Origin of the sequence: Roseobacter sp. N2S, assembly GCF_031454055.1 — a bacterium.
Classification (GTDB): domain Bacteria; phylum Pseudomonadota; class Alphaproteobacteria; order Rhodobacterales; family Rhodobacteraceae; genus Amylibacter.
The window spans coordinates 600,059-624,524 of sequence record NZ_JAVDQB010000002.1 but is presented as its reverse complement, the minus strand read 5'-3'; the positions used below and the strand labels follow the sequence as shown (position 1 = coordinate 624,524).

Sequence of the window (24,466 nt, the reverse complement as noted above, 5' to 3'; positions counted from 1 at the left end):
CCGCCGTCAGGGAAGGGTCAGGCCAGAGATGACACAGAGTTTTGCAACCAAGGCAGCGTTTCGGTTTGGCTACGGTTTTGCGACGGGCGAACGGGATCTGGCGGGTATTGAACAGATTCTGCAACAGGTGCAGGGGCCTGATCTGGGCGCGGCCACCTATGCAGGACTATCGCTTGAAGATCGCCTTGCAGAGATGCAGACCTTTCGCGAGTTGCGCAACATCATGAAAAGTGGCGATACTTCGGTCAAAACTGAATATCGGGCCGCCATCAAAAAGCGCAATTGGATGCGCGGCGATGACATGCGCCATTTGTTCCAGCGTGCGATGATGAACAATCAGGGTTTTCGCGAACGTCTGGCCTTTTTCTGGAGCGATCATTTCACAATCATCCCCAAAGGTCTGAATGCCAACGCGCTGTGGGGGAATTATCTGGAACAGGCGATCCGCCCCCATATTACGGGCAGCTTTGGCGATCTGTTGGTCTCGGCTGTTACCCATCCTTCGATGCTGTTGTATCTGGATCAGGTGGGTTCAACCGGTCCCAATTCCAAAGTGGGCAAGCGCAAGAAGCTGGGACTGAACGAAAATCTGGCCCGTGAAGTTTTAGAGCTGCACACGATGGGGGTGGATGGGGCCTATAAACAATCGGATGTGCGCCAGTTTGCCGAGCTACTGACGGGGCTGGATTTCAACCGCAACGGCCCGCATTTTAACAAGAACAAGGCGGAACCGGGGGCGGAAACGGTTTTGGGCAAAACCTATGGCGGTGATCCTGCGAAACAGGCGGATATTGAACTGTTCTTGCGGGATGTAGCCCGCCATCCTGACACCGCGCATAATGTGGCCCGCAAGCTGGCGACACATTTTGTGTCCGATACGCCCGATGAACAACTGGTGGCCCATGTGGCCCAGACCTTCAGCCAAACCGACGGGGATTTGCTGCGAGTGTATTGGGCCTTGCTGGAACATCCATCCTCTTGGGGGGATTTGGGACAAAAGGCCAAACAGCCGTTTGATTTTATGGTGTCGAGTTACCGTGCTCTTGGGGTCTCGTCCGAGGCTTTTATTAAGCCCCCCAACGGGCAGATCGCCAAGCAGTTGAGCCAGCCCATTCAATTTATGGGCCAGCCCTTGCGCACGGCCCCCGGTCCAAACGGTTGGCCCGAAGAAGCCGAGGCGTGGATCACCCCGCAAGGGCTGGCGGGGCGGCTGCAATGGGCGCTGACCTCTGCCATTCGCTGGGGCGAGGATACGGACCCACGGCAATTCATCCAAACCTCGCTGCGGGAACTGGCGGGGCAGACGTTGCAATTTGCCGTTTCAGGGGCAGAGCGGCGCGAAGAGGGTTTGACGCTGGTTCTGGCGTCCCCTGAATTTAACAGGAGATAGGCGCTATGGACCATTCCCGACGTAAGTTTCTGGCACAGACCTTCGCCCTTGGCTGTTCCGCTGCGGCCAGCCCGTTTATTACGCCCGTCACCTTTGCCTCGATCCCTTCAGACAACCGGCTGGTGGTGATCGTGCTGCGCGGGGCGATGGACGGTCTGGATATCTGCGCGCCCTTGGCCGAGCCGATGCTCCGCCAATACCGCCCCAGCCTGACGAAGCGCAATTTCGCCGATCTGGACGGGTTCTTTGGCCTGAATGAAAACTTAAGCGAACTGATGCCTTTGTGGAAGGCGGGTCAGTTGGGTTTTGTTCAGGCGGTTTCAACGCCGTACCGCGATAAACGCAGCCATTTTGACGGGCAGGACCTGTTAGAGGCGGGGTTGATGAATGTGAACGGCAATGTGCGGGACACAGGGTGGATGAACCGGATGCTCGCGCTTATTCCGGGTGCGGAACAAGACAGCGCCTTTTCGGTGGGGCGGGAAAATATGCTGATCCTGCGCGGGGATTTCCCTGTGACCAGTTGGGCCCCTGAAAGCCGTGTGGATATGTCTCCGCAGGGGCGGCTGTTGCTGGATGCGATCTATGCCAAAGACCCGCTGTTTTCCCAAGCAGGCCAGACCGCACTGACGCTGGCAGCGCAACTTTCCTTGCAAGCGGTGGACAGCGTGGATGAAGAAGACACTGAAATGATGGCAGAAATGCTTAAAAGCATGAAAGAAGCGCAGGCCGCGCAAAATGCCAGCGGTCTGGCGGCGTTTTCTGCCGCACGTCTGAAAGAGGACACCCGCTTTGCCACGTTTTCCATTGGCGGTTGGGATACCCATCAACGCCAAGACCGCAGCATCCGCAATGCGTCACAGGAACTGCAATCCGCCCTGTTGACCCTGTACCGCGAGCTCGGCCCTGTTTGGGATAAAACATGTGTGCTTTGTGTGACCGAATTTGGCCGTACCGTGCAAGAAAACGGCTCTGGAGGCACGGATCACGGCACGGGGGGGGCGATGATCATGGCGGGCGGCGCGATCAAAGGGCGCAAGGTTTATGGCGATTGGCCGGGCCTGAACGAAGCCCAGCTTTATGAACGCCGCGACCTGATGCCCACCGCCGATTTGCGCCGCTATGCGGGCTGGGCGGCCCACGATCTGTTCGGCCTGTCGGTGGCGCAGATCGAAAGCTCGGTGTTTCCGGGGGTCGATATGCTCGACAATCCCCGCTTCATCCGCTGAGATGAATTTTGCCGCTGGTTATGGACATTTTCGCAGGCGTGTTTATGTGAATTGGCAGAAGTTTACTTAAAACAGGGTGTGAAGTGATGGCGAAACCGGTTGGTTTTGAAGTAAAAGACTGGGTTGCGCCGCCTGCGCCCCAAGGCGAACCCCTAGAAGGCCGTTATGCGCGGCTGGAACGGATCAACGCCGAGGATCACAGCGGCGATCTGTTCAAAGCCAACTCCGAAGACACCACCGAAGGGATCTGGGATTATCTGCCCTATGGCCCCTATCACGCACAGGCCACCTATCACAAATGGCTGCGCGAAATGGCAGCCCTTGATGACCCCTATTTCTACGCCATCAAGAACAAGGAGCTGGGCCGTTTCTGTGGCATCGCATCCTATCTTCGGATTGATGTGAATGCAGGCTCGATAGAAGTCGGCCATATCAATTTCGCCCCCGCCTTACAGCGCACCCGCGCCGCCACCGAGGCGATGTATCTGATGATGAAATGGGCCTTTGAAGCTGGCTATCGCCGCTATGAATGGAAATGCGATGCGCTGAATTACGGATCGCGCCGCGCAGCCCAGCGTTTGGGTCTATCCTATGAAGGCACCTTCCGTCAGGCCACAATGTACAAGGGGCGCAACCGCGATACCGCTTGGTTTGCCGCCATCGACAAGGAATGGCCTGCTCTGGAAGCGGCGTTTCAAGCCTGGCTTCATCCAAACAATTTCACCGAAACAGGCCAGCAGATCGACTCGCTGGGCAATCTGACCGCTTTGGTGCGGGTGGCCTCTGACCCAACACTGGAGCGTTAATGCCACAGGCCAATCTCGATGCGCTGAAATTCCTGCTGGAACGGCGCTCTGTATCCCATAAAACCCTGTCCTTTCCTGTGCCGGATCGCGCCGGAATCGACGCCATCCTGACCGCAGGTGCGCGGGTTCCCGACCATAAGATGTTGGAACCTTTCCGCTTTATCGTGCTGGGGGACGCCGCGCTGAACCGTTTGGGGGGGGTGGTGCAAATTTATGGGGATCAGATCGGGCAAGACGCCGATAAAACTGCAAAAGCCGTGTTCAATTTCACCAACGCGCCTTTGTGTATTGCCGTGGTGGCCAGCCTGAAACCCACCGATATGATCCCCGAGGTGGAGCAGACCCTTGCCGTTGGCGCCTGTTGTCTGAGCGTGCTGAACGCAGCACTGGCCAGTGGCTGGGGGGCGAACTGGATCACCGGCTGGACCGCGTTTGAAACGGCGTTTCTACAAGACCACATGGGGCTAAGCGCAGATGAATATGTGGCTGGTTTCATTTTTATCGGTACTGCTAAAACAGAACCCACAGACCGCAAACGCCCTGAACTTGATGCAATTACAACTTGGGTCACAGAATGATATTTGACGATTTCTTCAAGGCGCTGGGCCAGATGGGGGATCCAAAATTTCGCAGCGTTTTGCTGCGGGGGATCGGGCTGACAGTTCTGCTGTTGGCAGGGGTCACTTGGGGCGTGCAATTCCTGCTGCCCGATAGCATCAGCCTGCCTTGGTTCGGAGAAATCGTCTGGCTCTCGACCCTTCTGTCAGGCTTTATTCTGGTGGCTATGATCGGCCTGTCGGTGATCCTGATGGTGCCTGTTGCCTCCCTGTTCACGGGTTTTTTCCTCGATCAGGTGATGGATGCGGTTGAAACCAAACATTACCCTGGTCTGGAACCTGCAAATTCAGTGTCCTTTGGCGAAACCCTGATCGACGCACTCGGATTTCTGGGGGTTCTGGTGGTGGTCAACCTGCTGGCGCTGATCGTCTATCTTTTGTCCACCCTGGCAGCCCCTTTGGTGTTCTGGGCGGTGAACGGTATGCTGCTGGGGCGGGAGTATTTTCAAATGGTGGCCATGCGCCGCCTCGGGCGGGCAGGGGCCAAACAGTTACGCGCGCGCAATCGGGGGCAAATCTGGTTTGCGGGTGCATTGATGGCAATCCCGTTGACGGTGCCGATCCTTAATCTGGTAATCCCTGTGCTGGGCGTGGCCACATTCACCCATCTGTTTCACCGCGTGAATGCCAAAAACTGAACCTGACCCGCTACATTTGAACAGCAGACAGACAAAAGCCGGACCCAATAAGTCCGGCTTTCTTCTTTCTAAAAATATCCGCGCCGCAGGCTTTTAAATTTCTCCAGCCAGCACAGTATATTCAGACGATTTAGTCTTTACGGAAGTGTGATTTTTCACGGGGTTTGCCGTGCCAACCGGTTTTACCCTTGTCGCCACCACGATCACCGCCGCGATCTCCACCACGATCACCGCCGCGATCTCCACCACGGTCTCCGCCGCCAAAACCACGGCCGCCGTCACGACCACCATCACGGCCGCCTTTGTCAAAGGGACGTTTGGGGCGGTCATCAAAGCCGCCGTCACGGGTTTCCCATTTCTTCAGCAGCAGGTTTGCAAAGGTATCGCGGTAGATCACGCCCTCATTGCACCACACCAGAGAGACATTATCCCCGTCAACAGCTTCAACCGCCATACGGGGGGAGCCGGAAATCAGTGCGGCCAAATCGCCAGGTTTCAAAGTAGGCATAACAGATCCTCCTTGGATCAGCAAAGTTCAAGACGCCGCTCTAGTGTGAAATGGCGCGGTTGAAAAGGGTTATTCGGCCAGATGGGCGTCTATTTCAAGCCAAAGTTGCTCTATCACGTGGGGCTGCTCCATCAAAACCTCGTGTTGGGCGCCGTCGATATCCACCAGCAGCCCGTTGGGCCATTTGCCCATCACACGGCGCACCGCTTGTTTTGACACTATAGATTCATTGCTGCCCAGAAAACACAGACAATCATGGGGGGCAGGGGCCGCCTTTACGATGGCGCTGGTCTCGCGGCGCGCGCGGTTCAGCCAGTGGATTGATGGTCCGCCAAGCCCCAGTTCGGGATGCTGGTTCATGTGACTTTGCATGATTTCATAGCTGCGCTTGTCATTGGTTAGGGCGTTTCCCTCAAACGGTTGTTCCTGAACATAGTTTTCAGGCCCCCCCGTTGGGATGAATTTCTGCCCAAATCCCAGAAAAGGCCCGAAGTTTGCCACAACCCAAGCCAGCAATCGCATATGGGGTTCCACATAGATGCCCCACATCGGCGCGCTGAAAATGGCTTTTTTCACCTTGAGCCCGTTCAACAGACTGCGCAGTCCGATGCCGCCGCCCATGGAGTGGCCGATCATGGCAAAGGGGTCGGGTAGACCCGCTTCTTGGACGGTGGCCAGTAGTTCGGCCACATCCTGCTGATAGTCGTCGAATTCTTTAACCCAACCCATTTTAGGCCGCGTCGGGTGGCGATCTGCCATGCCCTGACCGCGCCAGTCTACCACCGCAACACTATAGCCACGATCCAGCAGGCGGGCGATCACATCGCCGTATTTTTCTATAAATTCCGTGCGGCCCGGAAAGACCAGCACCGTTTTTTCGCCAGCACCCTGCCAAACCGCTACACGAATCCGCGTGCCATCGCTGCAGACGCGCCAATAGGCTTGCCCTCCGTCGGGCATGCCTTCCAGATCGGAATAAAGCGGTGCAGGTTTCATGTTGGCGGTTCCACTTTCGTCTGTGTCCTGCCCTTTAAACCAGCATTTTTCGGGTCAAAGGGGCAGGACCATCGTGTCGGTTCAGGCCAGTAAAGTGCCCAGTTTCATTGCGGCACCCATATCGCCGTCCACAGCCAGTTTGCCGGTCATAAAGGCAGAAGTCGGGTTCACGTCGCCGTCCATCATGCCGATGAATGTTTCGGCATCTGCGGTCAGGGTGCAGTCGGTTTCTTCGTCGCCAACCCGTGCGCCATTGGAATCCACTATCAAGGATCCCTCGCCGGTGATTTCCACTTTGACAGAGCCGTCAAAGCCGTCGCCGCCCAGTTTTGCATTCAACGCTTCCACAGCCTGATTGATAACATCACTCATGTTTGATCCTTTCGGGTTTCATTTTTCTGATTTTGACCTAGTTTGAGAGTCGAGAGTAAACATGGTGACACTTGATGAAAACTGCAAACCGTGCCGTGGCGTTAATCAATAGATTCCTAATGGGTTTGGGGGTAATCGCGCTTGGGGTGCAGCTTGCCGCAACTTCGGCTGCGGCGCAAACTGAAAGTTTGGATGCGCTGTTTGCCGAGCTGAAGGTTGCCACTGCCGACGACTGGCAGGCTGTAGAAAAGAAAATCTGGGCACAGTGGTCGAAATCTGGTTCCAACGCGATGGATTTGCTGCTGGAGCGGGGTAAGGCAGAGATGGAAAAGGGCAATTATACAGAAGCTGTGAACCATTTTTCCGCGCTGATCGACCATGCGCCGGAATTTGCCGAGGGCTGGAATGCCCGTGCCTCTGCTTGGTTCGCACTGGAACGCTATGGTCTGTCCATGGTGGATATTCGCCAGACCTTATTGCTGGAACCCCGCCATTTCGGGGCTATGTCCGGGTTGGCGACGATTTTGATGCAGCTGGAACGCCCTAAAGATGCGTTGAAAATCTATCAGCAGGTGCAAGATATCCACCCGAACCGGCCTGAAGTGCAACAAGGCATCCAGCGGTTAAGCGACAGTGTCGAGGGTGTAGAGCTGTAACAGCAGAGCGCTGCTTTTCTGTGTGGGGCTGAACGCGAGTATTTTTAGAACATTGAAGCGGTGGCGTGGTCTGTGGTTGAGGCTGGTCGGTGTTTTGGTATAGGGGTGACGCCCGAGACTTTGAGAGCCGTTAATCATGAGCAATTTGCCTGCGCGCGTTTGTGCGGTTCTGGGGCCGACCAATACGGGTAAAACCCATTATGCGATTGAACGCATGTTGGCCCATCGCACGGGGGTCATCGGCCTGCCGCTGCGGCTGTTGGCGCGCGAGGTTTATGACAAGATCGTCGCCCTGCGTGGCCCCTCTGTGGTGGCTTTGGTCACTGGTGAGGAGCGGATTGTGCCGCCCCGTGCTGCCTATTGGGTCTGCACGGTTGAGGCGATGCCGCAGGGAATCGGTGCGGATTTTGTGGCGATCGACGAAGTGCAGCTGTGCGCTGATCCCGAACGGGGCCATGTGTTCACCGATCGCTTGCTACACATGCGCGGCAGTCATGAGACCTTGTTTTTGGGGGCTGAAACCATGCGCAGTGTGATTGCGCAACTGGTGCCCAAGGCTGAATTCATGCGCCGTGAGCGGTTTTCGCAGCTCAGTTACACAGGGCCGAAGAAAACCAGCCGGATGCCCGCGCGGTCTGCGATTGTCGGGTTTTCGGTCGAAAATGTGTATGCCATCGCAGAATTGTTACGCCGCCAAAAAGGCGGTGCGGCTGTGGTGATGGGGGCTTTGTCGCCGCGCACGCGCAATGCGCAGGTGGAAATGTATCAGAACGGCGATGTGGAATATCTGGTTGCTACGGATGCCATTGGCATGGGGCTTAATCTGGATGTGAACCATGTGGCGTTTTCCAGTCTGACCAAATTTGACGGCCGCAAGATGCGGCATTTGATGCCAAACGAGTTAAGCCAGATTGCGGGGCGGGCCGGGCGTCACACCAACAATGGCACCTTTGGTGTGACGGGGGAAGCGCCTCCGTTAGAGCCTGAGGTGGTTGAGGCGATTGAAAACCATCGCTTTACCCCGATCAAAAAGCTGCAATGGCGCAACAACCGGTTGGAATTTGGCACGCTGGACACGCTGCTTGCGTCTTTGTCTGCCCCGTCAGGGGAACCGATCCTGTCCCGCTCGCGGGATGCGGATGACCATCGGACCTTGCAGGCGCTCAGCCAGATCCCAGAAATTGCGGCGCGGGTGCGAGACCCCGCGGCGGTGCGTTTGTTGTGGGACGTCTGCCAGATTCCCGATTTCCGTCAGGTGTCATTCAACGAGCATAATTCGATTGTGGAGCAAATTTTCGAATTCCTGCATCAGGACGGTCAGATCGGCCAGGGCTGGTTGCAGGATCGTGTCGCGCGGATTGATAAACCTGTCGGGGATATTGATGCTTTGTCCAAAAGACTGGCATATATCCGCACATGGACCTATGTGGCCCAACGAAAGGGCTGGGTTCAGGACGAAAACTATTGGCGCGAGGAAACCCGTGCAGTAGAAGATCGCCTATCAGATGCGCTGCATGGGGCATTAACACAGAGATTTGTCGATCGGCGCACCAGTGTTTTGATGCGGCGGTTGAAGCAGAAGGAGAGCCTTGTGGCTGAAGTGAACGACAAGGGTGAAGTGACCGTCGAGGGCCAATTCGCCGGTAAATTGACAGGATTCCGGTTCCAATTGGATCCAAAAGCCACCGGTGAAGAGGCAAAGACCCTGCGCTCCGCAGCGTTGCAGGCGTTGCAGCCACAGTTCAAGCTGATGTCGGATCGTTTTTACAACGCGCCAGACACAGAATTTGATTTCACTGAACAGGGCGGCTTGATGTGGGGCGAATATGCCGTAGGCAAGCTGGTTGCCGGCGGGGATGCGCTGTCACCGATTGTAGAACCTTTTGTGGATGAAGAAGCCGGAGCCGAGGTTGCCGAAAAGCTGCGCCGCCGTCTGAGCCATTTTATCAACCGCAAGATCGAAGCTGCATTCGAACCGCTTATCGCCTTGAAAAAAGATGAGGCCGTCACTGGGCTGGCCCGTGGTGTGGCGTTCCGATTGGTTGAATCCCTTGGGGTTATTCCCCGCTCGGTGATTGCGGATGATGTAAAGTCGCTGGATCAGGATGCCCGTGGCTTGCTGCGCAAACATGGTATCCGCTTTGGCCAGTTCACGATTTTCCAGCACTTGATGCTGAAACCTGCGCCGACCCGTTTGCGCTTGGTGCTGTGGTCTTTGCAAGAGGGTCTGGGCGAATTCCCCGAATCCCCCCCTGCGGGATTGGTGACAATTCCGGCCGTGATTGATGCGCCTAAAGGCTATTACCCCCGTGCGGGCTATCGTTTGGCGGGTGAACGGGCCATTCGGATTGATATGCTGGAACGTCTGGCGGATATGCTGCGCGGTGTGGATACGCGGGGCGGGTTTGAAGCCACGGGTGATATGCTGTCGATCACCGGTATGACACTGGATCAATTCGCCGATCTTATGGGCGGATTGGGATATGGTGCGGAAAAAGGCGAGCGGCCTAAGGTGAAAGCTGTTGAGGCTGCACCTGCCAAAACGGCTGAGGCTGAAGTTGTTGCGCCAGAGGGTGACGCGGTTGCAGAATCAGAAGCAGAAGTGGTTGGCGAAACCACCGCAGAAGCTACTCCAGAGCCGGCTGTATCCGAGGCCGCACCTGTTGAAGAAACATCTGTTGAACCAACAGAAGCACCCGCTGAAGTGCCAGCCGAAATGGAAGTGTTCTACACCTTCCGCTGGGTTCCGAAAAAACGGCCAGCCGAGCAGTCGCGTCCGCGAAATGCTGGGCCAAAGGGCAAGGCGCACGGGCAATCTCAGGGCCAACCCCGTGGGCAGGGTAAGAAATCTGACCACAAAGGCAAGCCGCGCACCAACAAGCCTGCTCCGAAAAAGGAAAAGCCGATTGATCCGGACAATCCATTTGCAGCCTTGATGGCGCTGAAAAACAAAAGCTGAGTCGGCGCCTTTGACAGCATCCCGCCCGACAATCCGGATTGATAAATGGCTGTGGTTTGCGCGGTTTTTCAAATCGCGCAGCCTCAGTGCCAAACTGGTTGCGGGCGGTCATATGCGGGTTAATTCCGAGCGGGTGATCAAGGGCAGTTTCGGTGTCGGGGTCGGGGATGTTCTGACCTTTCCACAAGGGGATCATGTACGGGTGATTGAGGTGGTTGCCTTGGGCGAACGCCGCGGTCCCGCCCCCGAAGCACAGGCGCTGTATCTGGATCTGTCGCCGCCGCAGCCTAAGGACAAAATCTATCATCCCCCGAATCCCGAAGCCATGCGCAGCGGACGGCCAAACCGCAGTGAACGGGCTGCGATGGAGCGCTTCAAGGACAAGGATGCTATCTAAGCGGTGAATCCGACCCGTTTGATCCCCCAAATCGGGCATTCGCAGTAAAAAATTCGCTCTGGCCGCGCGATCAAAACGGGCATATAACGCGAGTAACGCCCAAAGTTCGAGAGTATACTAATGACTTATGTGGTTATCGAAAACTGCATCGCCTGCAAACACACCGATTGCGTCGAGGTTTGCCCCGTAGATTGCTTCTACGAGGGGGAAAACATGCTTGTTATCCATCCGGATGAATGCATCGACTGCGGTGTCTGCGAGCCGGAATGCCCCGTGGATGCCATTCGTCCGGACACCGAGCCGGACATGGAAAAATGGGTTGAATTCAACCGTGAATATTCGGAAAAATGGCCTGTGCTGATCACCAAGATCGACGCTCTGCCAGAGGCCGAAGCCCGTGACGGTGAAGAGGGTAAGATGGAGAAATACTTCTCTGAAAACCCTGGTAAAGGCGAGTAATACCGCCAAATATCTGCAATTTTAACAGCCTCTAGGAAAGGGGCTGTTTTTGTGGTATGATACTTATCTGAAATAGGCCCGTACTGTGCCGGTGCTGCCCTGCACCCGCACTCTTTGCCGCTTGGATATTCTGATGCATTGGCGAATTCGTTCTGCCAAGGTAGCAGTTTTCGTTGTGTCAAAGCATACGGCCACGAACAAAGGACCATGGTTTTTATGGCTAAGAAAAAGAATCTAGACTTTAATCCAGACGATTTTGTCGTTTATCCGTCCCATGGCGTTGGCAAGGTTGTCAGCATCGAAGAGCAGGAAATCGCCGGCACTCATATGGAGTTGTTTGTGATCGCCTTTGAAAAAGACAAGATGACCCTTCGGGTGCCCACCGCCAAAGCGATTGCTGTTGGTATGCGTGGCTTGTCCAGCCCAGAGGTTGTGGCCAAATGTATGACAACACTCAAAGGCCGCGCCCGTGTGAAACGCGCCATGTGGTCCCGTCGTGCGCAGGAGTACGAGCAAAAGATCAACTCTGGCGATCTGATTTCCATCGCTGAAGTGGTGCGCGATTTGCACCGCAACGACGACCAGCGCGAGCAGTCCTATTCTGAACGCCAGCTTTATGAAGCAGCGCTTGAGCGGCTGACCCGTGAAGTGGCCGCTGTGGACGGCGCGGACGAAATGAAGGCCCAAGCCCGTATTGGCGAAGTCCTTGTCGGGCGCGCGGCTGCGGCTGCCTAAGAAAAATATCCTGTCGGATTTTAGGCCGTTGGTGGGTTCACCAACGGCCTTTTTCATGGCCCGCGCGGCTTTGCGCCTCTGCGATAGGGGGCAAACCACACAGTCAGCCCAGCCATACGAATCGCCACTAGCTTTTTAATCCAATCCTAACTAAAGTCAGCATACGTCCACGCAGGCCCGAATAACGAGGCCGCGGGGCATGGCAAGAGTAGCGGCAAGGACAGGCGTTTAGCATGACGGAAATGGTGTTTGGCACTGTGGCTTCAAGGCCCGGTGAACCTGTGTTGCCAAAGTGGTGGCGCACGGTGGATAAATGGGCTTTGTCGGCCATTTTGATGTTGTTTTTGGTGGGGATTTTGCTGGGGCTTGCGGCCTCGGTTCCGCTGGCCGAACGCAACGGGTTGACCCAGTTTTATTATGTGTACAAGCAGTTGTTCTTTGGCTCGATTGCCCTTGCGACGATGATCCTTGTGTCGATGATGTCGCCCAAAATGGTGCGCCGTTTGGGGGTTTTCGGCTTTGTTTGCTGTTTGGTGGCGATTTGTGCGCTGCCGTTTATCGGCACTGATTTTGGCAAAGGAGCAACCCGCTGGATATCGCTGGGCTTCGCCTCGGTGCAGCCGTCTGAATTTCTAAAGCCCGGCTTTGTGGTGTTTTCTGCATGGCTGATGGCGGCCAGTTTTGAAGTAGGTGGTCCTCCGGGGAAACGTATGTCCTTTGCGGTGGCGGTTCTGGTGGCCTTTTTGTTGGCGCTGCAACCCGACTTCGGGCAGGCCTGTCTGATCCTTGCAAGCTGGGGGCTGATGTATTTCGTGGCAGGCGCGCCGATGCTGTTGTTGCTGGGCATGGCTGGCGGTGTGGTAGGCGCGGGATTTGTGGCCTATAATTCCTCTGAACACTTCGCCCGTCGGATTGACGGGTATCTGAACCCCGAAATCGACCCGCGCACCCAGATCGGCTATGCCACCAACGCCATCCAAGAAGGCGGCTTTTTTGGTGTCGGTGTGGGCGAGGGGCGGGTGAAATGGTCTTTGCCTGATGCGCACACTGATTTTATCATCGCTGTGGCCGCCGAAGAATACGGCCTGATCCTTGTGCTGGCGATTATCATCCTGTTCATGATCGTCACCGTGCGTTCTTTCCTGCGATTGATCCACGAACGGGACCCGTTCATCCGCTTTGCAGGCACAGGGTTGGCCGCCTTATTCGGCATGCAAGCCTTGATCAACATGGGCGTGGCCGTGCGTTTGCTGCCGGCCAAGGGTATGACACTGCCATTTGTATCCTACGGCGGGTCATCTTTGGTGGCGGCAGGAATCGGCCTAGGATTTCTTTTGGCCTTTACACGGACCCGACCCCAAGGGGATATCAGCGACGTTTTCGGTAACGAAAACCGAGGCGGATAAGGGGTATTATGACAGATAAATTACTGGTTATAGCAGCAGGTGGCACAGGCGGGCATATGTTTCCCGCACAGGCTTTGGCCGAGGAAATGTTAGCGCGCGGCTGGCGTGTGAAACTAAGCACTGACCCGCGTGGCGCACGCTATACGGGTGGCTTTCCAGAGGCTGTGCAGGTCGAGGTGGTGAATTCAGGCACCTTTGCGCGCGGTGGTTTGGCAGCGAAACTTGGCGTGCCGTTGCGTATTTTGGGTGGCGCGTTGGCCGCATGGCAGCAGATGCGCAAAGACCCGCCAGCCGTGGTGGCAGGCTTTGGCGGATACCCCGCGCTGCCTGCGATGATTGCGGCGATGCTGACCAAAACGCCACGGCTGATCCATGAACAGAACGGGGTTTTGGGGCGGGTCAATCAGGTGTTTGCCACGCGTGTTGACGTGGTGGCATGTGGCACGTGGCCGACCGAATTGCCCGAAGGGGTTGAGGGTGTTTTCACCGGCAATCCCGTGCGCGGCGCAGTTCTGGAACGGGCAGGGGCCGGCTATATTGCACCTGGCGATTGGCCGATGTCCGTGCTGGCGATTGGTGGCAGTCAAGGCAGCCGCATCCTGTCACAGACTATTCCTCAGGCCATGGCGTTATTGCCTGACAACCTGAAAACGCAGTTGCGTGTTTCCCAACAAGCCCGCGACGAAGATTATAATGACACGGTTGCTGCATATGCGGCTGCAGGGGTGAACGCGGATGTGAGTCGCTTTTTTGACGATATCCCCGCGCGCATGTCCGAATGCCAACTGGTGATCAGCCGCTCTGGTGCGTCCAGTGTGGCAGATATTTCCATCATCGGGCGGCCTTCCATTCTGGTCCCGCTGGCGATTGCCATACGGGACGAACAATCCGCCAATGCCAAGGGTTTGTCTGCTGCGGGGGCAGCGATTGTGATCCCTGAATCCCAGTTAACTCCGGATGTTCTGGCGGATCATATTTACACAGTCCTGACGGACGCAAACGGGGCAACCCAAATGGCCAACGCCGCCCTGACGCAGGGCAAACCAGAGGCCGCAAGCGATCTGGCAGATCTGGTGGCCCAACTGGCAGGAGAGTAAGATGAATTCAGCAACGAAACTGCCAACCCAGCTTGGTCCGATCCATTTTGTCGGCATCGGCGGGATTGGCATGTCCGGCATTGCCGAGGTTCTGATCAATCACGGCTACACGGTGCAAGGCTCCGATCTGCGGCCCTCTAAGATCACCGATCGTCTGGCCGATATGGGCGCGCGGATTTCTTTTCCGCAGATGGCGGAAAACCTTGAAGATGCCGAAGTTGTAGTGATTTCCAGCGCCATTAAGCCCGGCAACCCCGAGTTGGACAGCGCACGCGCCCGTGGTCTGCCTATTGTGCGCCGCGCGGAAATGCTGGCCGAATTGATGCGCCTGAAATCCAATGTGGCGATTGCGGGCACCCATGGCAAAACCACCACCACGACCATGGTTGCGACCCTGTTGGATGCAGGCGGCATTGATCCGACTGTGGTGAACGGCGGGATCATCCACGCCTATGGGTCCAACGCGCGGATGGGGCAGGGCGAGTGGATGGTGGTTGAAGCGGATGAAAGCGACGGCACGTTCAACCGTCTGCCCGCCACAATCGCCGTGGTCACCAATATCGACCCTGAACACATGGAGCACTACGGCACGTTTGATAACCTGCGCGAGGCGTTTTACACCTTTGTGTCCAACATCCCGTTTTACGGCGTGGCCATCTGCAATACCGATCATCCGGAAGTACAGGCGCTGGTCGGGCGTGTGGGCGATCGCCGTGTGATCACCTATGGCTTTAACAAACAGGCCGATGTGCGCGCAGATAACTTGCGCTATGAAAACGGTCAGGCCTATTTTGATGTTTACCTGCAAGCTGAAGATACTTTCATTCAGAATGTCGTCCTGCCGATGCCGGGGGATCACAACGTATCAAACGCGCTGGCGGCCATCGCTGTGTCGCGGCATCTGGGTTTGAAACGGGCCGAAATTCGTGAGGCGTTGAAGAATTTCAAAGGCGTGAACCGCCGCTTTACACGCGTTGGGGAAATCAACGGCGTCACCATTATCGACGATTACGCCCACCACCCCGTTGAAATTACCGCCGTATTGTCAGCGGCCAAACAAGCAACCAAGGGACGCGTGATTGCAGTGCATCAGCCGCACCGATATTCCCGCCTACATGATCTTTTCGAAGACTTCTGTTCCTGTTTCAACAACGCAGATGTTGTGGGCATTTCCGATGTCTATGCCGCGGGCGAGCCGCCTATTGAAGGGGCGGATCGTGATGGTCTGGTGGCAGGATTAACCGCACACGGGCATCGCAAGGCTGTGGCCGTGGCGGATGAAGCTGCGCTGCAAGCCTTTGTTCAGGAGCACTGCCAGTCTGGTGATTTACTGGTCTGTCTGGGCGCAGGGACAATCAGTGCTTGGGCTAATAATCTGCCGAAAGCACTGGGGTAGTGTTGGGCGGAATTTTAGAGGTCGGGCTAAACTCTGCAATCGTTTTCGCCGCCTGTTGGATTGGCATTGGAACCGTTGTAGCCTTGTTGCCCGCCCGCTATATTCCCCCCGGAGCCTTCTTGTTGATGCTGCTACTGGTGCCGCTGGTGCCGTATTTGTGGGTCGCGGGAAACCCGTTTCTGGCGCTGCTGTTTTTGGCGGGCGTCGGGTCATTACTGCGCTGGCCAATCGTCTATTTGGGGCGCTTTATCCGCGCGAAATTCAAAGGTGAACCGTTTCAGGGGCCAAAGTTTGACTTTTATTAAGATATTTTCTGGATTGTCATATGCTTGAGGTGGGTTTGAACTCTGCCATTGTCTTTGCCGCCTGTTGGGTGGGAATGGGCACGGTTGTGGCACTGTGTCGGCGTCCCTATCACCCGCCCGGTGCGTTTTTGTTGCTGTTGTTGCTGGTGCCGCTGATCCCCTATCTGTGGATCGCAGGAAACCCGTTTATTGCGGTGATGTTTGTGGCGGGCGTTGGGTCGATCATGCGTTGGCCGCTGTATTACATCGGGCGGTTCACTTGGGCGCGGATCACGGGTAAACCCTTTGTCTGGCTGGAAGAACACCGATTGAAAGAAGGCGAGGCGAACCCGAATGAGCCTGAATATTGATACCCTGCCGCCTGTACGCGGCGCGTTGACCTTTGAAAAGCCGATGGACGGGTTAAGTTGGCTGCGGGTCGGCGGCCCTGCCGAGGTTTTGTTTCAACCCGCTGATCTGGCGGATTTACAGGGATTTCTGGCGGCTCTTGATCCCGCCATTCCAGTATTCCCTATTGGGGTCTGTTCTAACCTGATCATCCGTGATGGCGGGTTGGACGGGGTGGTGGTCCGCTTTGGGCGCGGATTTAACGGCATTGAAATCCTTGACGACACCCATGTACGGGCCGGCGTTGGGGCGCTGGATGCCCATGTGGCGCGCAAGGCCGCGCAAGCGGGGATTGATCTGACGTTTTTGCGTACAATCCCGGGCGCAATCGGCGGTGCGGCCAAGATGAACGCGGGGTGTTATGGCACCTACACAGCGGATGTTTTTGTTGAGGCCCAAGCCGTGACGCGTCAGGGCGAACTGGTCACGCTGACGCCACAGGACATGGGCTTTAGCTACCGGTCCACGGATTTGCCCGACGGGATGATCCTGACCTCGGTCCTGTTAAAAGGCGGTTTAGGTGATCCTGATACGTTGGATGCCAACATGACTGCCGCGTTGGCCAAACGCGAAGCCACACAGCCCACGAAGGAACGTTCCTGCGGGTCAACCTTTCGCAATCCAGCGGGATTTTCGTCTACGGGGCAGGCGGATGATGTTCATGACCTGAAAGCGTGGAAAGTGATTGACGATGCAGGCATGCGCGGTGCATCACTTGGCAATGCCCAAATGAGCGAGATGCATTCGAACTTTCTGATCAACAAAGGTGGCGCTTCTGCCGCAGATTTGGAAAATTTAGGTGAATTGGTGCGAAAAAGGGTTTTCGAAAACAGTGGAATATCCCTAGTATGGGAAATCATGCGTGTCGGGAAACCGGCCGCACAATAAGCGGTAGCCCGTTAGAGCCGAAAATGGCCAAGGGCAAAAGACGAGGCGGTCATGTCGAGCAGGGCATTTCACCGCGTAACAGTTCTACAAGGCGGCCCTTCGGCTGAACGTGAGGTATCCCTTTCGTCCGGTCACGAAGTCGCCAAGGCGTTGCGCACTGAGGGTTACGAAGTCACCGAACTGGACGCGGGTCCGAATCTGGTGGCTGATTTGCGTGCAACCAATCCCGATGTGGTTTTTAACGCGCTTCATGGCCGTTGGGGCGAGGATGGCTGTGTGCAGGGCGTTCTGGAATGGATGCGGGTGCCTTATACCCATTCGGGGGTTTTCGCCTCGGCGCTTGCGATGGATAAGGAAAAGTCCAAACAAGCCTTTGCCGCCGCAGGATTGCCAATTGTTGAGGGGCGTCTGGTTCCCAAGGCCGACGTGTCACGCAGCCACCCGATGCAACCGCCTTATGTGGTGAAACCTTATAATGAAGGTTCCTCCGTCGGGGTGTATCTGGTGCATGAATCGGCAAATGGCCCCGCCCAGATCAGTGCAGATATGCCTGACCTTTTGATGGTGGAAAAATTTGTACCCGGGCGTGAACTGACCACCACTGTGATGGGGGATAAGGCGCTGACGGTGACAGATATCATCACCGAAGGCTGGTATGATTACGATGCGAAATACAAAATTGGCGGGTCACGTCACGAAGTGCCTGCAAATGTGCCTGCGGATGTGTTTGAGGCCTGTCTTGATTACGCTCTGCGTGCCCATAACGCTTTGGGCTGTCGCGGATTAAGCCGTACAGATTTCCGCTGGGATGACACCAAAGGTCTGGACGGGTTGATCCTGCTGGAAACTAACACGCAACCCGGTATGACCCCCACATCACTGGCCCCTGAACAGGCCGCAATCTGCGGGATTGATTTTGGCAAGCTGGTGTCCTGGCTGGTTGAGGATGCGTCATGTCAGCGATAGACGCCCCGCGCCCCCGATTGGTATACCGCGACCCGATGGGGCACGGTCACCGACTGGACCGTTTGGACAGCGGGGTTGAAGCGACCCAAGACACAGCACGCCGCGACCCCAGCCCAAGCCGGATCAAATACCGTCTGGAACGGATTTGGCTGACGCCGCTTTATCGTTCACTTATCCGCACTGGCCTGCCGATTGCCATCGTGGTTGGACTGGTCGCGAACCATTTTTCCGACCCCGAAATTCAGGCCCGCTTGGCGCAAAGCATCACAAATGCGCGCACCATGATAGAGGAACGCCCCGAATTCGCCGTCAACCTAATGCAGATTCAAGGGGGCAGTCCTGTTGTGTCAAAACAGGTTCGCGAAGCCATTCCGATGGAGTTCCCTGTCAGTTCCTTGCAGCTGAATCTGGCCACGCTGAAAGAAAAAATCGAAGCTGTGGATGCGGTAAAAACTGCCGATATATACTTACGCGGCGGTGTGTTGGACGTTGAAATCGTCGAACGTGTGCCCGCTTTGGTGTGGCGCGGCGCGAATTATCTGGAGCTGGTTGACGAAGTCGGGGCACGGGCAGGGGTTCTGCTGGCGCGCGACGGCTATTTCGATCTGCCGCTAATACTAGGTAAAGGTGCGCAGAAAAACGCCGCCGAGGCCCTGAAAATCCTCGCCGCAGCGGGGCCGATTGCGGATCGTGTCAGGGGCCTGCGCCGTATGGGTGAACGGCGCTGGGATGTGATGCTGGATCGTGGGCAAATCATTCAATTGCCAGTAAAAAACCCGGTTCCCGCATTCGAGCGCGTCATTGCATTACAAAGCGCGCGCGACCTGCTGGGGCGGGATGTAACTGTAGTAGATATGAGAGACGGGCGCCGCCCGGTTCTTCGTTTGTCTGTAGCAGCAGTCGAAGAACTGCACCGGCTGCGGGCCATAGCCGATGGGGAAGATAAAACCTGACATGACACATTTATACGAAACACAACGTGCTATGAGACAACGCCGCCGCGCCGCCCTGCAACGGGGGGTGGTGGCCATTCTGGACGTGGGCACTTCCAAGATCGCCTGTATGATTTTGCAGTTCGATCCATCGGTACAAATGAACGCCCAAGAGGGCATGACCGCCATGGCAAATCACGGTGCCTTTCGGGTGATCGGGGTGGCAACAACCCGCTCGCGCGGGGTGCGCTTTGGTGAAGTCAGCACCATGGAAGAAACCGAACGGGCCATTCGTACAGCCGTTCAGGCCGCGCAGAAAATGGCCAACACTCGGGTTGATCACGTGATTGCCTGTATGTCTGGTGCTGATCCGCGTTCTTATGGGGTGACGGGCGGGGTGCAGTTGGAAAACGGCTCTGTTATGGATTACGATATCGGTCGGGTTCTGGCGGAATGTGATGTGCCGGATTACGGTATGGGGCGCGAAGCGATCCACGCCATGCCGGTGAATTTCGCGCTGGATCATCGCTCTGGTCTGTCGGATCCACGCGGTCAGATCGGCAATCGCTTGTCTGTGGACATGCATTTGCTGACCATCGACACCGGCGCGATTGAGAACCTTTTGAAATGTATCAAACGTTGCGATCTGGAACTGGCGGGCTTTGCCTCGTCTTCATATGTGTCCGGTGTGTCGGCTTTGGTCGAAGATGAACAGGAACTTGGCGGCGCGTGTATCGACTTTGGTGGCGGCGCGACATCGGTTTCTATCTTCTTGAAAAAACACATGATTTTTGCAGATTCTGTGCGGATGGGCGGCGATCTTGTGACCTCTGATATCAGTCAGGGCTTGCAGGTGGCCACCACCACGGCAGAGCGGATCAAGACCTTTCACGGCGGCGTTATGGCCACGGGGATGGATGACCGAGACATGATCGAAATCGGAGGGGACACGGGGGATTTCGACCACGACCGGCGCAGGATCAGCCGTAGCGAATTGATCGGGGTCATGCGGCCTCGGGTTGAGGAAATTCTGGAAGAAGTTCGCGCCCGTCTGGATGCTGCAGGCTTTGACCACCTGCCGGGACAACGGATTGTTCTGACGGGCGGCGGCAGCCAAATTCCGGGTCTGGAAGGGCTGGCCAGCCGTATCCTTGGGCAACAAGTGCGTCTGGGTAAGCCATTGCGGATTCAAGGCCTGCCCCAAGCGGCCACAGGTCCGGCTTTTGCGGCGAGTGTTGGGCTGGCGCTGCACGCAGCCCATCCCCAAGACGAATGCTGGGATTTCCACCTTCCAGTGGCTGGACATGGCAGACAACCCTTGAAACGCGCCATGCGGTGGTTCAAAGATAACTGGTAAACGAGATATGGTTCGGGTGGCGAAATCTTGCGGATCTGCCCATAAACTGTACAATATACCAGAGGATTCCGACGATTTTTCGTGACCTGAGCGAATCAGTCGTTTAGCATAGCGAATCAGGGCTAATGCGACCGTTGATCAGACGGCGAAACAAAAAATTACAGGCGGATAGAACATGACACTGAATTTGCGCATGCCAGAGATGGTAGATTTGAAACCTCGGATCACCGTATTCGGGATTGGTGGGGCTGGCGGTAACGCGGTTAACAACATGATCGATAAGGCGCTGGATGGCGTGGATTTTGTTGTGGCCAACACAGACGCGCAAGCGCTGCAATCCACCAAGGCAACGTGCAAGATTCAGCTGGGTGAAAAAATCACCGAAGGTTTGGGTGCAGGCGCACGGCCAAGTGTTGGCGCTGCCGCTGCCGAAGAAAGTATTGAACAAATCGTCGATCATCTGGTGGGCAGCCACATGTGTTTCATCACCGCTGGTATGGGTGGTGGTACTGGTACGGGTGGCGCGCCAATTGTGGCACAGGCCGCGCGCGAATTGGGTATCCTGACAGTGGGTGTTGTTACCAAGCCGTTCCAGTTTGAAGGCACACGCCGCATGCGTCAGGCCGAAGAAGGTGTTGAGGCGCTGCAAAAAGTTGTGGACACGCTGATCATCATTCCAAACCAGAACCTGTTCCGCATTGCCAACGAACAAACCACATTCACCGAAGCCTTCAGCCTTGCAGATGATGTTCTGTATCAAGGTGTTAAAGGTGTGACCGACCTGATGGTTCGCCCGGGTATCATCAATCTCGACTTTGCTGACATTCGCTCTGTGATGGACGAAATGGGCAAAGCCATGATGGGCACTGGCGAGGCCACTGGCGAAAATCGTGCCATTCAGGCCGCAGAAAAAGCCATCGCCAACCCGCTGCTGGACGAAATCTCGCTTAAAGGCGCACGGGGCGTTCTGATCAACGTAACTGGTGGCAACGATCTGACATTGTTCGAACTGGACGAAGCCGCCAACCGCATCCGCGAAGAGGTTGATCCGGAAGCCAACATCATCGTGGGCTCCACTATGGACCCAAGCATGGAAGACGTGATGCGTGTTTCCGTTGTTGCAACGGGTATTGATGCTGCAATCGGGGCAGGGGATATCCCTGTACCACGCCGTTCTTTGAAAGAGCCTTTGCCGCAAAATACCGGTGAAACACGGGTTGCGGCACCAGCACCAACAGCGGCACCCGCTGTTGTGCAAGAAGTCGTCGAAGCCCCCGTTCAGGTGCAACCCGCACCAATGGCGGCGCCTGAACCGGTTCATCAGCCAGCCCCTGTTGCTGCGGAAGCCGCACCAGAGCCAAGCCTGTTTGAGCAAACATCATTTGAACAGCACGACGAAGTTATCGAAGAGCCGGTAACCGAAGACGGCCTGCCTGTTCCAGCCTATCAGCCACAACCAGCTTATGTTGAATCTGTTGAGGCAACAGACAGCTTCTTTGATCAACGCTCCGGTTATGTGGCCCCGCAAGCGGCAACGCTTGGTCGTCCAAGTCAGGAAACCATGCAGCGTTTGGAAACGGCCGTTGCAAAAGCACCGCGCGCCCAACAGGCAGCTGAAGAAACTCCAAAGTTCTTTAGCGGTGAAGCACGGGCCGAAAAACCAAAGGGGTTTCGCCTGAACAGCCTGATCTCGCGGATGACAGGCCACGGGGATGGGCAACATCCCGCACACCGTGAACAGCCACAGGTCAGCGCGGCGCAACCGCAATATGCCGAAGAAGAAGAACATGTGGATCCAGAGCAGGAACGCATTGAAATCCCTGCATTTTTGCGGCGCCAAGCCAATTAATCCTTAAACGGATCACAGATTTAGAAAAAGGCACGTTTCAGACGTGCCTTTTTTGTTTCATCCCTGTCACATAGCGTCACAAAGCGTGAATTGAGCTTCTGCACGGCATTGCCTACATATTCTGTTAAGCAAAGCCACAGGTGCATTATGCAAAGAACACTGAAACATCCTATCGAGATCGTGGGCAAAGGCCTTCATTCTGGTAAACGTGCCATCGTACGCGTGTCTCCGGCTGCGGCTGAATTCGGGATTTGGGTCCGGCGCGTGGATGTGACGGATCGGGATAACCTGATTCCGGCGCTCTATGATCATGTGAACGATACACGGCTGTGCACACGGCTGGCCAACAGTGCAGGGGTCGAGGTTTCGACCGTTGAACACCTGATGGCCGCCTTGGCAGGCACAGGCATCCACAATGCAATGATTGAAATCGACGGTCCTGAAATCCCGATCATGGACGGCAGTTCTGCTCCGTTTGTGGCCGCGATCCTAAAGGTTGGTCTGTTGGAACAGGACGCGCCTTTGCGGGCGATCCGCATCCTGAAAGAAGTCAGCATTAATGTAGATGGATTTTCGGCCAGCCTATCCCCAGCGGATAAGATCGAAATCGAATTTGCCATAGATTTTGACGAAGCAGCCATTGGTAAACAGTCAAAAACGTTGCAAATGTCCAATGGTGCCTTTGTGCGTGAACTGAGCAATTGTCGCACATTCTGTCGTCGCCGTGACGTGGATATGATGCAATCCGCAGGGCTTGCACTGGGTGGCGGTCTGGAAAATGCCATCGTTGTGGATGGCGATCTGGTGCTTAATCCCGAAGGGTTCCGCCGCGAAGACGAATGTGTACGCCACAAAATGCTGGACGCTTTGGGTGATCTGGCACTGGCTGGTAGCCCGATCATCGGTCGTTACCTTGGCGATAAGGCCGGACACCGAGCTACCAACCTGTTACTGCGCGAATTGTTCGCCCGTCCGGATGCTTGGGAAATGATCGAGTGTAGCGAAGCACAGTGGCAAGATCTTCCAGGGGCACATATTAAACCCTCGGATTTCGTGCAAGCCTGACCTGTGACATGCAAATCACAAAACTTGCGCCAAAACGGTGCGAAAGCGTTTTTACTCGGGTGATTTTGTGCTAGTGAACCTGCAACATGCAGCCTATTGTTTGGCGAGCGAGACAGGGTAATGCGGGTATGATGCAGTTTGGCAAGAAGGCGGTTTTGGGGGCTTTGACAGCGTCTGTTGTTCTGACGGCGGGCTGTGCGCGTCGCGAACAAGAAGTGTCGCTGGAAAATCAGCCACCCGAAATGATCTATCAACAAGCCGAGGCCAAATTGGCCGAGCGGCGCGGTGCAGAAGATGCCGCACAGTTGTTCACGGAAGTAGAGCGGCTTTACCCCTATTCCGAATGGGCAAAACGCTCGATCATCATGTCGGCGTATTCCTATCACCAAGCCAAACTATACGAAGAAAGCCGCGGTGCAGCTCAGCGATATCTGGATTTCTATCCAACAGACGAAGATGCCGCCTATGCGCAATATCTGATTGCGCTTAGTTTTTATGACCAAATCGACAATGTCAGCCGCGATCAGGGCATCACGTTCCAAGCCTTGCAGGCGCTGCGCACCACTGTTGAACGCTATCCAGACAGCGAATACGCCTCTTCGGCACTGTTGAAATTCGATCTTGCCTTGGATCATTTGGCGGGTAAAGAAATGGATATCGGCCGGTTCTACATGAAAAAAGGCCATTTCGGCGCGGCGATCAATCGCTTTCGTGTGGTGGTCGAAGACTTCCAAACCACCACCCACACCCCCGAGGCCCTGCACCGTTTGGTTGAGGCGTATTTGTCACTGGGTCTGGACGCAGATGCACAGACCGCAGGCGCGATTCTGGGGCATAACTTTCAGGGAACGAACTGGTATAAAGACAGCCATGTTCTGCTGACAGGGCGGGGGATTTCGACGGATGCAGCCAGCGAAGACAGTCAGGGCTGGCTAAAGAAAATCTGGCGGCAGGTTGCACGGGGCGAATGGCTCTGAGCTATGGTTTCTGGCACTAATAAAGGCGCTCTAACGGGTTCACCGGGTCGTATGACCCTTTGCGGTTGCGGAATATAAC

At 55.9% G+C, this 24,466-nt stretch carries 25 protein-coding genes; 22 read left to right on the top strand and 3 right to left on the bottom strand.

From position 1 onward, the window contains the following. Window positions 1-28 precede the first annotated feature (28 nt). The 5 genes from GGE09_RS08785 to GGE09_RS08765 all read left to right on the top strand — a co-directional run bounded on the left by GGE09_RS08785 (window position 29) and on the right by GGE09_RS08765 (window position 4,680). The gene (locus GGE09_RS08785) at window positions 29-1,390 is read left to right on the top strand and encodes a DUF1800 domain-containing protein (protein WP_309745730.1); all 1,362 of its coding nucleotides are present in this window, start codon (window positions 29-31) and stop codon (window positions 1,388-1,390) included. Window positions 1,391-1,395: 5 nt separating this feature from the next. Beyond that, complete coding sequence (locus GGE09_RS08780; RefSeq protein WP_309745729.1) at window positions 1,396-2,619, top strand: DUF1501 domain-containing protein; 1,224 nt, start codon at window positions 1,396-1,398, stop codon at window positions 2,617-2,619. 86 nt (window positions 2,620-2,705) lie between these two features. Then, the gene (locus GGE09_RS08775; RefSeq protein WP_309745728.1) at window positions 2,706-3,425 is read left to right on the top strand and encodes a GNAT family protein; all 720 of its coding nucleotides are present in this window, start codon (window positions 2,706-2,708) and stop codon (window positions 3,423-3,425) included. Then, entirely contained in the window at window positions 3,425-4,003 is a 579-nt protein-coding gene (locus tag GGE09_RS08770) for a nitroreductase (protein ID WP_309745727.1), read from the top strand. The genes GGE09_RS08775 and GGE09_RS08770 overlap by 1 nt, the downstream gene beginning before the upstream one ends. Further along, a complete protein-coding gene (locus GGE09_RS08765) occupies window positions 4,003-4,680 on the top strand; it encodes an EI24 domain-containing protein (RefSeq protein WP_309745805.1) in 678 nt (225 codons plus the stop codon). Before GGE09_RS08770 ends, GGE09_RS08765 begins: the two co-directional genes overlap by 1 nt. A 130-nt stretch (window positions 4,681-4,810) precedes the next feature. Here GGE09_RS08765 and GGE09_RS08760 read toward each other — a convergent pair whose 3' ends face one another. From GGE09_RS08760 to GGE09_RS08750, 3 genes are all read right to left on the bottom strand, one after another. After that, window positions 4,811-5,188, bottom strand: coding sequence for a hypothetical protein (locus tag GGE09_RS08760; protein ID WP_309745726.1), 378 nt, complete (start codon window positions 5,186-5,188; stop codon window positions 4,811-4,813). 69 nt (window positions 5,189-5,257) lie between these two features. Further along, window positions 5,258-6,184, bottom strand: a complete 927-nt coding sequence (locus GGE09_RS08755; RefSeq protein WP_309745725.1) for an alpha/beta hydrolase — start codon at window positions 6,182-6,184, stop codon at window positions 5,258-5,260. A gap of 81 nt (window positions 6,185-6,265) precedes the next feature. After that, complete coding sequence (locus tag GGE09_RS08750) at window positions 6,266-6,556, bottom strand: SCP2 sterol-binding domain-containing protein (RefSeq protein ID WP_309745724.1); 291 nt, start codon at window positions 6,554-6,556, stop codon at window positions 6,266-6,268. A gap of 74 nt (window positions 6,557-6,630) precedes the next feature. Between GGE09_RS08750 and GGE09_RS08745 the strand changes: the two genes are divergently transcribed. The 17 genes from GGE09_RS08745 (at window position 6,631) to GGE09_RS08665 (ending at window position 24,387) form a co-directional block, all read left to right on the top strand. Beyond that, the gene (locus GGE09_RS08745; protein WP_309745723.1) at window positions 6,631-7,212 is read left to right on the top strand and encodes a tetratricopeptide repeat protein; all 582 of its coding nucleotides are present in this window, start codon (window positions 6,631-6,633) and stop codon (window positions 7,210-7,212) included. Between the two features lie 136 nt (window positions 7,213-7,348). Beyond that, entirely contained in the window at window positions 7,349-10,171 is a 2,823-nt protein-coding gene (locus tag GGE09_RS08740; RefSeq protein WP_309745722.1) for a helicase-related protein, read from the top strand. Between the two features lie 10 nt (window positions 10,172-10,181). Continuing rightward, entirely contained in the window at window positions 10,182-10,568 is a 387-nt protein-coding gene (locus tag GGE09_RS08735; RefSeq protein ID WP_309745721.1) for an RNA-binding S4 domain-containing protein, read from the top strand. Window positions 10,569-10,688: 120 nt separating this feature from the next. Beyond that, entirely contained in the window at window positions 10,689-11,027 is a 339-nt protein-coding gene (gene fdxA / locus GGE09_RS08730) for a ferredoxin FdxA (RefSeq protein WP_309745720.1), read from the top strand. A 216-nt stretch (window positions 11,028-11,243) separates the two neighbouring features. After that, the gene (locus tag GGE09_RS08725) at window positions 11,244-11,762 is read left to right on the top strand and encodes a CarD family transcriptional regulator (RefSeq protein WP_309745719.1); all 519 of its coding nucleotides are present in this window, start codon (window positions 11,244-11,246) and stop codon (window positions 11,760-11,762) included. Window positions 11,763-11,995: 233 nt separating this feature from the next. Continuing rightward, on the top strand, window positions 11,996-13,168 hold the full coding sequence (ftsW, locus tag GGE09_RS08720) for a putative lipid II flippase FtsW (RefSeq protein ID WP_309745718.1): 1,173 nt from the start codon (window positions 11,996-11,998) through the stop codon (window positions 13,166-13,168). 8 nt (window positions 13,169-13,176) lie between these two features. Continuing rightward, window positions 13,177-14,265: a UDP-N-acetylglucosamine--N-acetylmuramyl-(pentapeptide) pyrophosphoryl-undecaprenol N-acetylglucosamine transferase gene (locus GGE09_RS08715; protein WP_309745717.1), complete on the top strand. Its 1,089-nt coding sequence runs from the start codon at window positions 13,177-13,179 to the stop codon at window positions 14,263-14,265. 1 nt (window position 14,266) lies between these two features. Next, a complete protein-coding gene (murC, locus tag GGE09_RS08710; RefSeq protein ID WP_309745716.1) occupies window positions 14,267-15,661 on the top strand; it encodes a UDP-N-acetylmuramate--L-alanine ligase in 1,395 nt (464 codons plus the stop codon). 2 nt (window positions 15,662-15,663) lie between these two features. Next, entirely contained in the window at window positions 15,664-15,966 is a 303-nt protein-coding gene (locus tag GGE09_RS08705; RefSeq protein ID WP_309745715.1) for a DUF2484 family protein, read from the top strand. Window positions 15,967-15,986: 20 nt separating this feature from the next. Next, complete coding sequence (locus tag GGE09_RS08700; protein WP_309745714.1) at window positions 15,987-16,316, top strand: DUF2484 family protein; 330 nt, start codon at window positions 15,987-15,989, stop codon at window positions 16,314-16,316. Beyond that, window positions 16,300-17,241: a UDP-N-acetylmuramate dehydrogenase gene (murB, locus tag GGE09_RS08695; protein ID WP_309745713.1), complete on the top strand. Its 942-nt coding sequence runs from the start codon at window positions 16,300-16,302 to the stop codon at window positions 17,239-17,241. The genes GGE09_RS08700 and murB overlap by 17 nt, the downstream gene beginning before the upstream one ends. Before the next feature lie 51 nt (window positions 17,242-17,292). Then, window positions 17,293-18,207 (top strand): D-alanine--D-alanine ligase, encoded by a 915-nt coding sequence (locus GGE09_RS08690; RefSeq protein ID WP_309745712.1) that lies wholly within the window; start codon window positions 17,293-17,295, stop codon window positions 18,205-18,207. Then, a complete protein-coding gene (locus tag GGE09_RS08685) occupies window positions 18,195-19,160 on the top strand; it encodes a cell division protein FtsQ/DivIB (protein WP_309745711.1) in 966 nt (321 codons plus the stop codon). The genes GGE09_RS08690 and GGE09_RS08685 overlap by 13 nt, the downstream gene beginning before the upstream one ends. Window position 19,161: 1 nt before the next feature. Beyond that, window positions 19,162-20,496 (top strand): cell division protein FtsA, encoded by a 1,335-nt coding sequence (gene ftsA, locus GGE09_RS08680; protein WP_309745710.1) that lies wholly within the window; start codon window positions 19,162-19,164, stop codon window positions 20,494-20,496. A gap of 175 nt (window positions 20,497-20,671) precedes the next feature. Then, complete coding sequence (gene ftsZ, locus GGE09_RS08675; RefSeq protein WP_309745709.1) at window positions 20,672-22,345, top strand: cell division protein FtsZ; 1,674 nt, start codon at window positions 20,672-20,674, stop codon at window positions 22,343-22,345. 147 nt (window positions 22,346-22,492) lie between these two features. Beyond that, window positions 22,493-23,410, top strand: coding sequence for a UDP-3-O-acyl-N-acetylglucosamine deacetylase (lpxC, locus tag GGE09_RS08670; RefSeq protein ID WP_309745708.1), 918 nt, complete (start codon window positions 22,493-22,495; stop codon window positions 23,408-23,410). A 131-nt stretch (window positions 23,411-23,541) separates the two neighbouring features. Beyond that, complete coding sequence (locus GGE09_RS08665; RefSeq protein ID WP_405048540.1) at window positions 23,542-24,387, top strand: outer membrane protein assembly factor BamD; 846 nt, start codon at window positions 23,542-23,544, stop codon at window positions 24,385-24,387. The last annotated feature ends 79 nt before the right edge of the window (window positions 24,388-24,466 follow it).

Excerpts from the sequence above, each read along its gene's own strand:
- GGE09_RS08700 (WP_309745714.1), top strand. The coding sequence starts at position 15,987 with ATGCTTGAGGTGGGTTTGAACTCTGCCATTGTCTTTGCCGCCTGTTGG.
- GGE09_RS08665 (WP_405048540.1), top strand. The coding sequence starts at position 23,542 with ATGCAGTTTGGCAAGAAGGCGGTTTTGGGGGCTTTGACAGCGTCTGTT.
- GGE09_RS08685 (WP_309745711.1), top strand. The coding sequence starts at position 18,195 with ATGTCAGCGATAGACGCCCCGCGCCCCCGATTGGTATACCGCGACCCG.
- GGE09_RS08715 (WP_309745717.1), top strand. The coding sequence starts at position 13,177 with ATGACAGATAAATTACTGGTTATAGCAGCAGGTGGCACAGGCGGGCAT.
- murC (WP_309745716.1), top strand. The coding sequence starts at position 14,267 with ATGAATTCAGCAACGAAACTGCCAACCCAGCTTGGTCCGATCCATTTT.
- GGE09_RS08750 (WP_309745724.1), bottom strand. The coding sequence starts at position 6,556 with ATGAGTGATGTTATCAATCAGGCTGTGGAAGCGTTGAATGCAAAACTG.
- ftsW (WP_309745718.1), top strand. The coding sequence starts at position 11,996 with ATGACGGAAATGGTGTTTGGCACTGTGGCTTCAAGGCCCGGTGAACCT.
- murB (WP_309745713.1), top strand. The coding sequence starts at position 16,300 with ATGAGCCTGAATATTGATACCCTGCCGCCTGTACGCGGCGCGTTGACC.
- ftsA (WP_309745710.1), top strand. The coding sequence starts at position 19,162 with ATGACACATTTATACGAAACACAACGTGCTATGAGACAACGCCGCCGC.
- ftsZ (WP_309745709.1), top strand. The coding sequence starts at position 20,672 with ATGACACTGAATTTGCGCATGCCAGAGATGGTAGATTTGAAACCTCGG.
- fdxA (WP_309745720.1), top strand. The coding sequence starts at position 10,689 with ATGACTTATGTGGTTATCGAAAACTGCATCGCCTGCAAACACACCGAT.
- GGE09_RS08745 (WP_309745723.1), top strand. The coding sequence starts at position 6,631 with ATGAAAACTGCAAACCGTGCCGTGGCGTTAATCAATAGATTCCTAATG.
- GGE09_RS08770 (WP_309745727.1), top strand. The coding sequence starts at position 3,425 with ATGCCACAGGCCAATCTCGATGCGCTGAAATTCCTGCTGGAACGGCGC.
- GGE09_RS08740 (WP_309745722.1), top strand. The coding sequence starts at position 7,349 with ATGAGCAATTTGCCTGCGCGCGTTTGTGCGGTTCTGGGGCCGACCAAT.
- GGE09_RS08725 (WP_309745719.1), top strand. The coding sequence starts at position 11,244 with ATGGCTAAGAAAAAGAATCTAGACTTTAATCCAGACGATTTTGTCGTT.
- GGE09_RS08755 (WP_309745725.1), bottom strand. The coding sequence starts at position 6,184 with ATGAAACCTGCACCGCTTTATTCCGATCTGGAAGGCATGCCCGACGGA.
- lpxC (WP_309745708.1), top strand. The coding sequence starts at position 22,493 with ATGCAAAGAACACTGAAACATCCTATCGAGATCGTGGGCAAAGGCCTT.
- GGE09_RS08785 (WP_309745730.1), top strand. The coding sequence starts at position 29 with ATGACACAGAGTTTTGCAACCAAGGCAGCGTTTCGGTTTGGCTACGGT.
- GGE09_RS08760 (WP_309745726.1), bottom strand. The coding sequence starts at position 5,188 with ATGCCTACTTTGAAACCTGGCGATTTGGCCGCACTGATTTCCGGCTCC.
- GGE09_RS08775 (WP_309745728.1), top strand. The coding sequence starts at position 2,706 with ATGGCGAAACCGGTTGGTTTTGAAGTAAAAGACTGGGTTGCGCCGCCT.
- GGE09_RS08690 (WP_309745712.1), top strand. The coding sequence starts at position 17,293 with ATGTCGAGCAGGGCATTTCACCGCGTAACAGTTCTACAAGGCGGCCCT.
- GGE09_RS08780 (WP_309745729.1), top strand. The coding sequence starts at position 1,396 with ATGGACCATTCCCGACGTAAGTTTCTGGCACAGACCTTCGCCCTTGGC.